We start from the raw sequence: 12,674 nt of genomic DNA, 5'->3' as shown, positions 1-12,674 counted from the left end.
GGTTCAACCTTACTTGTTGATAACCTTTTGACCACGGTAGTAACCTTCAGCAGTTACGTTGTGGCGTAGGTGAGTTTCACCAGAAGTCGCGTCTACAGATAGTGCAGCTGTAGTTAGCGCATCGTGTGAACGACGCATACCGCGCTTAGAACGAGTTTTACGGTTTTTCTGTACGGCCATTGACCCTACTCCTATACTATTGGGTTAAAAACCTAAAGAAGAAGCGGCTACCACACCAGTTACTTTTTCAGATTTTTCAAAACGTCGAATGGATTCGGTTTTTCTTCCTCAATTTCTTCAGGAATTTCACCAAAAACCATGTTATTTGAGTCAACGCTACAATCCGCATCATCGTGCATTGCGATTTGAGGTAATGTTAAGATGAACTCGTCTTCAACCAGTTGTATAAGGTCTAATTCACCGTACTCATTTAGATCTACCAAATCATAAATTTCTGGTGCTTCCTCTTCCGTCTTCTCACCGTAGTAAGGAGTGTAAAGGAATTCAACTTCACACATGTGTGTGAATACCTCATTACAACGCTGACACTCTAAATCAACTTCGATGTTAGCTTTACCAGAGATAACAACAAGTCGCTGTTCATCAATATCAAATGACAATGAGACTTCTGCGTCGCGTTTTACGCCTTCAGTTGTTTCCGCTAAGCGCTTGAAAAGACTAGCTTGGATGATGCCATCGTAATCTAATCGTTTCTGTGCGGACTTTGCTGGATCAACCGTTCGCGGTATTTTTACCTTTTGCATAGGGCGCGAATATTATCTTCCAAATCAAAATTAGTCAAAGAAAAAGGCAAAAAAGTTGTACTTTTTTACGCTTAACATATAGAGCATTAGCCAGAATCAATTTTGATCGATTATCCTATTGGAAATGCTCGCGTGAATTGTAATTCAAAATGAAAAATTACCAACTGGTTTTAGCCTCAACTTCCCCTTTTCGTAAACAACTGCTGGAAAAGCTATCAGTACCGTTTACTTGTTTATCTCCGCAATGCGATGAGACCCCCTTCCCCAACGAAACGCCTTTAGATTTGGTGCAAAGGCTTGCGATTGGAAAAGCGACGTCTTGCGATACCGACCAAGACAGCTTGGTGATCGGGAGCGATCAAGTTTGTGTTATTGACGACAAGATAGTCGGCAAACCATTAGACCGAGAGAATGCCATCAAGCAATTATTGGCTCAAAGCGGTAAAACCATCACTTTTTATACTGGGCTTGCGGTACATAATACTGCCACGAATCACACTGAAGTCGGCTTCGACACCTTCGAAGTTCATTTTAGAGATTTGACGCTTGAACAGATTGAACGATACGTCGACAGAGAAGAACCATTTTATTGCGCTGGCAGCTTTAAAAGCGAAGGAATGGGAATTTGTCTTTTCAACAAATTAGCCGGCAAAGATCCGAATACGCTAGTAGGTCTGCCTCTCATTGACTTGATCGACATGCTACAAAAGCAAGGGTTTGAGGTTTTGTAAAAAGTACTATGTAAAAGATATTGTGTAATAGGTATTGATAGTTAATAAACGTTAAAGGGTTGGCATGAGAAAGCGCCAACCCTTTTTTAAATGCCAGTGCGAGAAGATTAAAATCACAGCGTCAAACTAATCACTCTATATCTAAGATAGAGATTCCCGACAATGCTCTTTCGTCGCTCTCGGGAAAAACGTTGTGTCAGCCCATTCCTCTAAAAATAAGAATTACCCACTTAGATTCAGAAGTCGCAGTGCGTCATCCTCAAGAGTGAGGAACGAGCGAGTTGGGGATCTCTTTTCTCATCTTTCGAAGCGAAGCAGTCTTGCTATCCCATAGGGTGAAGCCCGCTCTCACCTCTACTTCTTACGCAGACCCGCGAGTACTTTCTCTAATCTCGCTTCCATCGGCGCATTGATTTCCATCCACTCATCATTCGATGGGTGTTGGAACTTGATGTTCGCTGCATGAAGGAACAAACGGTCTAAGCCCACTTGCCCAGTGTAAGCATCGAAGCGACGGTCGCCGTAGCGATCATCCCATGCAATTGGGTGACCCGTGTATTGAGTATGCACACGAATTTGGTGAGTACGACCGGTAATTGGGCTAGCTTGGATAAGCGTTGCTTGGTCAAACTTTTCCAGAATCTTGAATCGAGTTTCTGACGGCTTCCCATTTGGGTTCACACGCACGATGCTATTCACTTCGTTTTTAAGTAGCGGCGCATTCACGACCTTACAGCTGCTTTTCCACTCCCCCATCACAAGGGCAAAGTAGAACTTCTTCACGGTCTTTTCGCGAAATTGCGCTTGCAGATGGCGCAATGCTGAACGCTTCTTAGCCACCAATAAAATACCAGAAGTATCGCGGTCGATACGATGAACAAGTTCCAGGAAGCGAGCTTGCGGACGTAACGCACGAAGTGCCTCGATAGCACCAAATTTAAGACCACTGCCACCATGCACAGCTGTACCAGAGGGCTTATTTAGAATCAGCATATGATCGTCTTCAAAAATGATCATATGTTCTAGCTCTGCTACTTTGTTCAACTTAGTGCTTGGCGCAACGTCGTCCTCTTTTTTCTCTACCGTTACTGGTGGAATACGTACGAGATCGCCAGCCTTGAGTTTGTACTCGGCTTTAATACGCTTTTTGTTAACGCGCACTTCCCCCTTACGCACGATTCGGTAAATCATGCTCTTAGGGATATCTTTTAATTGGTTACGCAGAAAATTATCAATGCGTTGACCTGCCATATCTTCGTCGATATCAACGAACTGGACTTTTGTTCTTATTTCGCTCATGCGCGGTATTGTAAACCCAAATCTGTGCGACTTCACATTATTCTTGCTGCAAAAGAAACACTCGTTGTCATAAATTGTTCTAAAACTCGCCAAGCTTTTGTTTAGATTATTAAAAGTCTTTATCAACTTCTCGTTTTGATTTGTGTCTTTCTCAGTTTGCAAGACTCAAGTGCTTATGAAACAGCCAGTTATAAATTACAAAAATTGAATTTAGCGCCAAATTTTCCATCGTTTGCGCTAAAGCAGATTGCTGATATCCACCTGCACTGCTATAGTTCACAGCTGCTAAGGAAGGTTTGGTTACATTTTGTTCATTACCAATCATTTATCCCCAAGCAATGTGAGTAGATTGTTGAACGTCAGGTGCAGCATTGGCGTAAGACACGTTGAGTTCAACACACTTGTCACTCTACTCCTCGCATATTCACGTTGAGTATCTACCGCCCGAATAGCGGGTCACAAGTTAACGTTTCCAACGAAACCCAAAGCAATTTGTGATGACTGAAGTGCCCTAGAGCATCCCCTTCCAGCCGGGAGGCTGCAAAATATAAGCCATGGGATCAGGCACCGTGAAAGAGCGAAAAGCCAGTGACAAGTTGAAAAGAAAGATAAAAGAAAAGACAACGAGAAATTTTCAATGAAAAGAATGTTAATTAACGCAACTCAAAAAGAAGAGTTGCGTGTCGCTCTGGTTGATGGCCAGCGACTTTTCGATCTTGATATCGAGAGTCCGGGTCATGAATCTAAAAAAGCGAATATCTACAAAGGACGTATCACACGTATCGAACCAAGCTTAGAAGCCGCATTTGTTGATTACGGTGCTGAGCGTCACGGTTTCCTCCCTCTCAAAGAAATTGCCCGCGAATATTTCCCAGAAGGTTACACTTACCAAGGTCGCCCAAGCATTAAAGAAGTGCTGACTGAAGGTCAAGAAGTTATCGTTCAAGTGGAAAAAGAAGAACGTGGTAGTAAAGGCGCAGCTCTAACTACTTTCATTTCTCTTGCGGGTAGCTATCTTGTTCTTATGCCTAATAACCCTCGTGCCGGCGGTATTTCTCGTCGTATCGAAGGTGACGAGCGCACTCAACTAAAAGCAGCATTAAGCACTTTAGAACTGCCTCAGGGCATGGGTCTGATTGTTCGTACTGCTGGCGTTGGTAAGAGTGCAGAAGAGCTTGAGTGGGACTTGAACGTACTACTTAACCACTGGGGTGCAATTAAAGGCGCAGCAGATTCTAACCCTGCTCCTTTCCTAATCCACCAAGAAAGTAACGTAATCGTTCGTGCAATCCGTGACTACCTACGTCGTGATATCGGTGAAATCCTAATCGACAGCAACACCATTTATGAGCGTGCTAAAGAGCACATCAAACTGGTACGTCCTGATTTCATTAGCCGCGTTAAGAAATACGAAGGCGAAGTACCACTATTCAGCCACTACCAAATCGAAAGCCAAATTGAATCGGCTTTCCAACGTGAAGTGCGCTTACCATCAGGTGGTTCTATCGTAATCGACCCAACGGAAGCTCTAACATCTATCGATATCAACTCGGCTCGCGCAACCAAAGGCGGCGATATCGAAGAAACAGCGCTTAATACTAACCTAGAAGCAGCAGACGAAATCGCTCGTCAATTGCGTCTACGTGACCTTGGTGGTTTGGTGGTTATCGACTTTATCGATATGACACCGGTGCGCCACCAGCGTGAAGTTGAAAACCGTCTGCGTGAAGCCGTTCGTCTAGATCGTGCTCGTGTACAAATCGGTCGCATTTCCCGCTTTGGTCTGTTGGAGATGTCTCGTCAGCGTTTGAGCCCTTCTCTAGCAGAAGCAAGCCACCATATTTGTCCTCGTTGTAGCGGTACAGGTGTTGTTCGTGATAACGAATCTCTAGCACTTTCTGTACTTCGCCTGATCGAAGAAGAAGCTCTAAAAGACAATACAGCCCAAGTACTAGCAGTAGTGCCTGTGCCGATCGCATCTTACCTTCTGAACGAAAAACGTCGCTCGGTCAACCACATCGAACGTATTCAAGAAGTGAAGATTACGGTTGTGCCAAACTCAGACATGGAAACGCCTCACTTCGAAGTTATCCGTGTTCGAGAAGGCGAAGAGTTTGACCTGCTTTCTTACCTACTTCCTAAGAAACTGGAAGCAATGAAAGAAGCAGAAGGCAAAGAGCCAGCAGAGGTTGATGTCAAGCCTAAGCGTATCGAAGAGCCTGTATTAAAAGGTTTTGCTTCGCCAGCGCAAACTGCTCCTACGCCAGCAGCAACTTCTAAACCTGCTCCAGCAGCGAAGAAGAAAGAAGCAGCTCCGCAAGAAGAAAAACCAGGTCTATTCAGCCGTCTGTTTAAAGCAATTGGTAGTTTCCTATTCAGTGGTTCTGAAGAAGTTAAAGAAGAACCTAAGAAAGAAGAGAAAAAACCAAACCGCGATAACAAGCGCAACAAGCGTGACCGCAACGATCGTCGTCGCAACAACAACCAGCGTGATAACCGCGAAGGTCGTGACAACCGCGATAACAAACGTCGTCGTAAACCGCGTGAAGAACAAGCGACTGAACAGAACGAAACACAACAGCAGCCTAACAAGCAGCAAAACCGCAACCAGAAACGTAAACCTAGAGCTCAACAAGCTGAAAAAGCACAAGAGCCTAAAGTTAACGCGAAAGTCGCGGAAAAAGGTCTGCAGCTAGCTGCTGAAGCTCGTACTGGTTCAGAAGCGAAGCCGGAAGAAAATAAAGCGAAGTCAAACGCAAAAGCAGAGAAAGTGAAAGAGCGCCGTCAACGTCGCAAGCTAAACAAATCTGTACGTGTTAAAGACCAGCAAGCGGCTGAACAAGCAGAGCTGGAAGTACCAGCACAACCTGTTGAAGCAGTTGAAGCAACTGTTGAGAAGCCAGTTGAGGCAGCAGCAGAAGCGCAACAAGACAACAAAGCAGAGTCTAAACAGCGTCGTAACCGCCGTTCACCACGTCACCTACGTGCAAGCGGTCAACGTCGTCGTCGTGGTCGCGATCGTCGTCCTAACCCATTCCGCCTACGTAAAGGTGGTGTAGCATCTCCTGAGATGGCAATGGGTAAAGTGATGCCACGTTACATTCCAAAACCAGCGCCTAAGAAGGAAGAGCGAGTGAAGGAAGAAGTTGTGGTAACGGCAGCAGCAGTTCCTGCAATTCAAGGTGGTTTTGCTTGCCCTGAAATGGCGATGGGTAAAGTTATCATCCGTCGTGAACAACCTGCAGTTGTTGAAGCACCAGCAGTTGAAACGAAAGTTCAAGAATCAGTAGAAGCGAAAGTAGAAGCGCCTGTTGCGGAAGCGCCAGTGGTAGAGGTTGCCGTTGCTGAGCAAGCTGAAGCTACAGTAGTTGAAACAACGCAAGTAGAGCCAATCGTTGAAGCACCTGTTGTCGAAGTGACTGAATCTGCTGTTGAAACAGCTCCAGCTCAGGAACCAGCCGTTGAAGTGGCAGAGGAAGCGGTAACAGAAGTTACAGCAGAAACGCCAGTAGAAACGCAAGAACCTAAAGCAGAAGTGATCAAAGTAGTTGCTAAGCCACGCGCTAGTGCTCCAATGACTAAAGCGCCAGGTCCTCAAGAGCTTCGCGAAATTACGGTTACAGCGGCACCGTTTAAAGCTGAGCGCTACGCACCGAAAGGCGCAGGTAGCCAAGTAGCAACAAACCGTGCATCAGCAGTAATGACAAAACCAAACTTTAACTAAGTTTTACTTTGTCATCGCATTAAGCGAAATACGAAACAAAAGGCTGCCAATCGGCAGCCTTTTTTGTTGAAGTAAGTGTTAACTCTAATTAGCTATATTAATATCAATGACTGATCACATTTGTGCGTCAATATCCCCTTCATTGTTGAACTTAATCACACTTTTCGGTAGCATTCGCCGACTCAAGTTTTCGACACCATTCTGATGCGGCTCTTTTTTTAATACGGTTTGTGCTGATAGAAGTGACTTCACTTTCACCAGCAGTACTTGTGCAAATACGAATATGTGTCGGGAGAAATTCATCGCCAAGAGAACTCAATACAAAACATGTTCGAATTTCCTCAATTTTCTAAGCACTCCGTAAAAAACGACGTGCTATCAGGTCTAACTGTTGCGCTCGCATTGGTTCCTGAAGCCGTAGCATTTGCATTTGTTGCTGGTGTAGACCCTATGGTTGGTCTTTACGCAGCCTTTATTGTCGGTCTTATCACCTCTATTTTCGGTGGTCGACCAGGTATGATTTCCGGTGCGACTGGCGCAATGGCAGTTGTTATGGTGTCGCTTGTTGCAACTCACGGTGTTCAATATCTATTTGCCGCAATTATGTTGGCGGGTATTCTTCAAATTGCAGCCGGTCTATTTAAGCTAGGTAAATTTATCCGAATCGTTCCTCATCCGGTGATGATTGGTTTCGTAAACGGTCTGGCTATCGTTATCTTCCTTGCACAACTAGGTCAGTTCAAAGCACCAGACCTTAACGGTATGCTAACGTGGCTACCACAAGACCAAATGCTGCTAATGCTAGGTCTGGTTGCGCTAACAATGGCTATCATTCACTTCCTACCAAAGATCACAACGGCAGTGCCTTCTTCTCTGGTTGCGATCGTGACCGTTACTGCACTTGTTGTTGGCTTGGATCTAGAAACACGTACCGTAGTTGACTTCCTACGTACTATGTCTGGCGATGAAGCAGCGACTTTGGCGGGTTCTCTTCCGACCTTCTCTATTCCAGCGGTACCTTTCACTCTAGAAACTCTGCAAATCATTTTGCCTTACGCAATCATCCTTGCCGCTATCGGTCTGATCGAGTCTCTGTTGACACTAACAGTGCTGGATGAAATGACTAACACTCGCGGTCAATCTAACCGTGAATGTATCGGTCAAGGTATGGCAAACATGACGTGTTCTGTGTTTGGTGCAATGGGTGGTTGTGCGATGATTGGTCAGTCAATGATCAACGTGAACTCAGGTGGTCGTGGTCGTCTATCAGGCATCGTTGCGGCTATCGCTCTGCTAATGTTCATCCTGTTTGCTTCTTCACTCATTGAGATGATTCCACTTGCTGCACTCGTTGGTGTCATGTTCATGGTGGTTATCGGTACATTCGAATGGGCAACCTTCAAACTTGCACGTCGCGTACCTAAGCAAGATTTCTTCGTTATCGTTCTTGTAACAGTAGTGACGGTGCTGACTGACCTAGCTGTTGCAGTAGCCGTGGGTGTGATTGCATCTGCGCTAATGTTTGCATGGCAACATGCTAAGCACATCTACGCAGATACGCGTCTAAATGAAGAAGGCTCAAAAGAGTACAAGATCCACGGTCCTATCTTCTTTGGTTCTGCGGCAAACTTCCTAGAATTGTTTAACGCACATGGAGATCCAAAAGACATCATCGTTGATTTCGCAGACTCTCGCGTAACAGACCACTCTGCTATCGAAGCGATTGAAACGTTGGCTGAGCGTTACGCCGCACTTGGTAAAACACTTCACCTACGTCACTTGAGCCCAGATTGCCGTAAGCTACTAGATAAAGCAGGTAGCTTGGTTGAAATCAACGTAAAAGAAGACCCAAGCTATAAGGTTGCAACCGACGTACTTGCAGGTTAATAAAAACAAAAAGGGATGAGCATGACTCATCCCTTTTGCTATCAATTTAAGCTAATAAATACTCAGATTTTTTTCAAAATCGCTTCTGACGCCTCTTCAATCAAATCCAGTACCAGTTCAAAACCAGCATCGCCACCGTAATATGGGTCTGGGATCTCGTCATAATCAGAGTCACCATGACTTAAAAACAACGACACTTTAGGACGTTGTTCTACCGGGCAAATATCCAATAGATCGGCGAGATTGGCTTTGTCTGCAGCTAACACCATATCAAATTCATCGAAGTCTCCAACTGTTACCTTGCGAGAACGCATTCCTTTGAACGAATAACCGCGTTGCTTTCCCGCTTGCATGGCGCGAGCATCAGGCGGATTTCCGGCGTGGTAACCAATGGTCCCTGCAGAGTCCACTTCCACTGATATGCCCAGTTCTTTGGCTTTAGATCTTAATACCGCTTCACCAGTTGGCGAACGACAAATATTTCCCATACAAACAACGAGTAATTTCTTCATTTTATTCCCTGAATTATCGATGGTTTTTCTTCATCAACTGTTGGTCTATCATAACGAGATAATTCAATGAACCCAAATCGGCTTGGGTCAGTTCAAAAAAGGAATTGAGGAAGCATTATGTCTATCGACGAAAACAAAGAAGCACGCCACAAGGCGCGCCAACAAAAAGTAAAAGAGCAGGTAGACGCGAAAATCGCAGCCGCCCAAGAGGAGAAAGGTTTATTACTGATCATCACTGGTAATGGGAAAGGCAAATCGACTTCCGGTTTTGGTACAATTGCGCGTGCAGTTGGTCATGGTTTGAAGTGCAGCGTAGCGCAGTTTATCAAGGGTACATGGGATAACGGCGAGCGTAACCTACTTGAAAAGCTAGGTGTTGAGTTCCAAGTTATGGCAACAGGCTTTACTTGGGAAACCCAAAACAAAACAGCCGATACTGAAGCCGCCCAACTTGTTTGGCAAGAATGTAAGCGTATGCTTGCCGATGAATCAATTGATGTGGTTCTGTTCGACGAACTAACGTATATGGTGAGTTACGGGTACATAGACTTAGACGAAGTCGTCGAAGCACTAAATAATCGCCCTAAAATGCAATCGGTCGTCATTACAGGACGTGGAGCGCACCGTACTTTGATTGAAATGGCAGATACAGTATCAGAAGTGAAAAACGTTAAGCACGCCTTTGAATCCGGAGTTAAAGCTCTGAAAGGCATAGATTGGTAAGCGTCCGCCGTTGCTTCCGAAAAGACTACAAACTAAAAAGGGTTGGCTCAATGCCAACCCTTTTACTTTACCTATATCCTCATAAAGAAGCTTGGTCCTTTAGTTGAACAAGTTCTTCAACAAACCATCTACCGCCTCTTTTGTTTTCTCATCTTTGATCTTGTCCGTGAGCTTCTCTACTCCACGATCAATTTCTTTCTGAGCTTTTTGTTTCAACACGTCATCAAAGACTAGCTTGAACTTAGGATCAGCCCATTTGCCAAAAACGTTGATAGGAATAGTGATGTCTTTCAATTCATCAATGGTCTTACCGCCCTGACCTTCCAATGAACCCACTATCGAAGTACTAATGGTGAAATCAACAGTTTCATTCAAGTAGTTTGCCTGCCCCTTACCACGAACACGAAGAAGTGGAGACTGCGCTTTCATGTTATCCGTTGAGACCGTGCCTTTATTTAACTTCAACGTCGCGGTCATCGCACTGAAGTCGGTTTTCTTAACTTCATCTGTGCCTTCGATGCTTTGACCTTTAAATCGCGCGTAGTTTTCGCGGATTAGCTGAGCAACGTTAATGTCATTCACAGCGCCATCTGCAAAATTGATCACCACTGTACCAACAAGGTTCTTTTTGATGCCAGTTGGCGTTAGGCTCTTACCACTCACATTGACATCAATGTTACCAGTACCTTCCAGCATGTCGTTATTTGCTACATCGACAAGTAACGGTTGGACTTGTACACCTTTGATTGATTTCTTCGCAGAGTATGTGGCAGGTGATTTACGCGCATCCAGTTTGGCTGTCGCAGTGATCGTGCCTTGGTACAACTTAGAGCTGAATGAAGTAAGATCAAAGACACCACGATTAACAGAGAAGCTTGCTTTCACTGCTTCCATCTTCGCATTAGCCGCCTTAAATTTGTCAATCGTAATATTGCCTTTCACATCAAGCGTTTTTAGTGCAGACAAATCCGGCTCAACTTCAGGACCAGTAGATGCATTACTGTTGCCACCTGATGCTCGTTTATCACCCGCAGGAGCTTGCTTATTCAAGCCAAGGAATTCGTCCAAATCGATATTAGGACTATGCACTGCAAAACGTACTTTAGGAATATCACCCAGAGTCACATCTGCTTTACCATCGAGCGCAATTGCGTTCGCCGTAAGTTTCTCGAGCACAAAGCTCAGATGATTCTTAGTGAGGTCGAATGAAAGATCAGAGACCATATCAACTTTCATTGGTGATTGCGGTAGCGCATCTCCCTCAAAAGTCGCATTCAACGCCAGCTTATTCAGTTGTACCTTACTGATCGCCTTATCGATACTTAGCTCACCACCACCTTGCATATCGAGTTTCAAGCCACCAGCGTCACCTTTCAATGCATAGCTCAAGTTATTCACTTTATCGAACTCAAACGTATCTAGGCCAATAGTTACTGAGTCAATTTTGTTTGCAGGATCAGCGTAAGTCGCATCAAAGTTGATGTTTTTCAGTGCGTAGCTCGCCAGACCTTTTGCTACTTTAAAGTCCGCTTTGCCTTGTGCTGCGAACGTTTGGTCATTCATCTCACCTTTCATGCCGAAATCAGCCGTTGTCCAGTTATCAAAAGCAAACTGAGAAAGGTTTAAAGAAATGTCAGAAAGCTTAGTATAGCTACCTGTTTGCTTGTCTTGGATTTCAACATAGCCATTTGAAATGCTGACTCCAGCGAGATTGATCGTCCAATCAGAAGCAGCACTTTGTGAGTCTGCCGCTTTTTCTGGCGAAGCTTCGGTCGTTTGTTCTGCTTGTTGAGTTTGTGCTTTGGTTAACGCATCAATGTTCTTCGTGCCATCTTTCAGTGTTTCAAGATAGAACTCCGCACCATCAAGGGTGACATTACCAATTTCCAGCTGTTTGCTTAATAGCGGGGTAACCGAGACATCAACACCTACTGTCTCGACTTTAAATAGGTTTGGTTGACTAAAACCTTGTGGATTTCTCAGTTCAGTACGACCCAATTCGAAACCAATCGACGGGAAAAACTGCCAGCTGATATCCCCTTCGATTACGAGTTCCAATCCAGTTTGCTTTTGCGCTTGCTCCACGATAAGTGGTTTAAATTGGTTTGGATTGACAAAAATAACCAACCCTAAAATGACAGCCAAAATCGCCACAATTGGGATGGCAATGATTAAGAGCAGTTTCTTCATTCGCTTTTTCCTTGCTCGAGTGTTTTTACAATTATAAGCACAGACTTGTTTTATCGCTGACCGTTCCACGAAAGCGTGAAAAATGTCCGATTTTGTAGCGCAACTGACTAATTTAAAAACAAAAAAAAGAAGTGGCACCTAAGGTGCCACTTCTTCATACAAAAATAAAGCGATATAGCCGTCTAAACGCTTAAGCTTTCAGAAGTTTTGCAATGTGCGCTTTAAGAACATCGATTGCGATACGGTTTTTACCGCCGCGAGGTACGATGATGTCCGCGTATTGCTTAGAAGGTTCGATAAATTGCATGAACATCGGACGTACTGTCTGCTGGTATTGCTTAAGAACAGATTCCATTGTACGACCACGCTCTTCAACGTCACGTTTAACACGACGCAATAGACAGATATCTAATGGCGTATCCATAAATACTGTCGCGTGCATTAAGTCGCGAAGACGCGGATCAGTCAGAAGCAAGATACCTTCAAGAATGATGACCTTTTTAGGGGTCATTGGAGTGGTATTGCTTGTACGAGTGTGCTCAGTGTAGCTGTACTCTGGTACTTCTACTGCTTCGCCACGAACCAATTTTTCTAAGTGTTCACACAGCAGGTCGTGGTCTAACGCGCTCGGGTGGTCGTAGTTAGTCTTTACACGCTCTTCCATGCTTAGTTGGCTTTGGTCGTTGTAGTAGCAATCTTCCGTGATGACACCGATTTGATGATCGCCCACTTTCTCGCGAAGCTCATTGTAAATAGTGCTCGCGATCAGACTTTTTCCAGAAGCAGAAGCGCCAGCAATACCTACGATGACGCATTGATTATTATCAGACATTAATTTGCACCC

11 protein-coding genes are annotated in these 12,674 nt (G+C 44.7%); 4 read left to right on the top strand and 7 right to left on the bottom strand.

The window, feature by feature from the left end; translation table 11 throughout:
- Window positions 1–9 precede the first annotated feature (9 nt).
- Both rpmF and yceD read right to left on the bottom strand, forming a co-directional pair.
- Window positions 10–180, bottom strand: coding sequence for a 50S ribosomal protein L32 (gene rpmF, locus NL647_RS19660; protein ID WP_005396978.1), 171 nt, complete (start codon window positions 178–180; stop codon window positions 10–12).
- Window positions 181–239: 59 nt separating this feature from the next.
- Complete coding sequence (yceD, locus tag NL647_RS19655) at window positions 240–764, bottom strand: 23S rRNA accumulation protein YceD (protein ID WP_005444794.1); 525 nt, start codon at window positions 762–764, stop codon at window positions 240–242.
- A 149-nt stretch (window positions 765–913) separates the two neighbouring features.
- Here yceD and NL647_RS19650 point away from each other — a divergent pair, with 149 nt between their 5' ends.
- Window positions 914–1,495, top strand: coding sequence for a nucleoside triphosphate pyrophosphatase (locus NL647_RS19650; RefSeq protein ID WP_005444793.1), 582 nt, complete (start codon window positions 914–916; stop codon window positions 1,493–1,495).
- A gap of 354 nt (window positions 1,496–1,849) precedes the next feature.
- Here NL647_RS19650 and rluC read toward each other — a convergent pair whose 3' ends face one another.
- Both rluC and NL647_RS19640 read right to left on the bottom strand, forming a co-directional pair.
- Complete coding sequence (gene rluC, locus NL647_RS19645; protein WP_005444789.1) at window positions 1,850–2,794, bottom strand: 23S rRNA pseudouridine(955/2504/2580) synthase RluC; 945 nt, start codon at window positions 2,792–2,794, stop codon at window positions 1,850–1,852.
- A 151-nt stretch (window positions 2,795–2,945) separates the two neighbouring features.
- Window positions 2,946–3,119, bottom strand: coding sequence for a hypothetical protein (locus NL647_RS19640; RefSeq protein WP_017189381.1), 174 nt, complete (start codon window positions 3,117–3,119; stop codon window positions 2,946–2,948).
- A 312-nt stretch (window positions 3,120–3,431) separates the two neighbouring features.
- Here NL647_RS19640 and rne point away from each other — a divergent pair, with 312 nt between their 5' ends.
- Together rne and NL647_RS19630 are read left to right on the top strand one after the other, a co-directional pair.
- A complete protein-coding gene (gene rne, locus NL647_RS19635) occupies window positions 3,432–6,518 on the top strand; it encodes a ribonuclease E (RefSeq protein ID WP_253650583.1) in 3,087 nt (1,028 codons plus the stop codon).
- Window positions 6,519–6,845: 327 nt separating this feature from the next.
- The gene (locus NL647_RS19630; protein ID WP_005444782.1) at window positions 6,846–8,405 is read left to right on the top strand and encodes a SulP family inorganic anion transporter; all 1,560 of its coding nucleotides are present in this window, start codon (window positions 6,846–6,848) and stop codon (window positions 8,403–8,405) included.
- Window positions 8,406–8,467: 62 nt separating this feature from the next.
- On the opposite strand, the gene NL647_RS19625 is transcribed toward NL647_RS19630, so the two are convergent.
- The gene (locus NL647_RS19625; protein ID WP_253650582.1) at window positions 8,468–8,917 is read right to left on the bottom strand and encodes a low molecular weight protein-tyrosine-phosphatase; all 450 of its coding nucleotides are present in this window, start codon (window positions 8,915–8,917) and stop codon (window positions 8,468–8,470) included.
- A 117-nt stretch (window positions 8,918–9,034) separates the two neighbouring features.
- Here NL647_RS19625 and cobO point away from each other — a divergent pair, with 117 nt between their 5' ends.
- Window positions 9,035–9,640: a cob(I)yrinic acid a,c-diamide adenosyltransferase gene (gene cobO, locus NL647_RS19620; RefSeq protein WP_005444774.1), complete on the top strand. Its 606-nt coding sequence runs from the start codon at window positions 9,035–9,037 to the stop codon at window positions 9,638–9,640.
- A gap of 99 nt (window positions 9,641–9,739) precedes the next feature.
- On the opposite strand, the gene NL647_RS19615 is transcribed toward cobO, so the two are convergent.
- Together NL647_RS19615 and udk are read right to left on the bottom strand one after the other, a co-directional pair.
- A complete protein-coding gene (locus tag NL647_RS19615; protein ID WP_253650581.1) occupies window positions 9,740–11,830 on the bottom strand; it encodes an AsmA family protein in 2,091 nt (696 codons plus the stop codon).
- Between the two features lie 190 nt (window positions 11,831–12,020).
- Window positions 12,021–12,662 (bottom strand): uridine kinase, encoded by a 642-nt coding sequence (udk, locus tag NL647_RS19610; protein WP_005433235.1) that lies wholly within the window; start codon window positions 12,660–12,662, stop codon window positions 12,021–12,023.
- Window positions 12,663–12,674: the final 12 nt, after the last annotated feature.

The organism is Vibrio sp. Y29_XK_CS5, from assembly GCF_024181835.1.
Taxonomy (GTDB): domain Bacteria; phylum Pseudomonadota; class Gammaproteobacteria; order Enterobacterales; family Vibrionaceae; genus Vibrio; species Vibrio harveyi.
The sequence above is the reverse complement of the archived record's forward strand: the minus strand, read 5'-3'. Positions and strand labels throughout refer to the sequence as shown.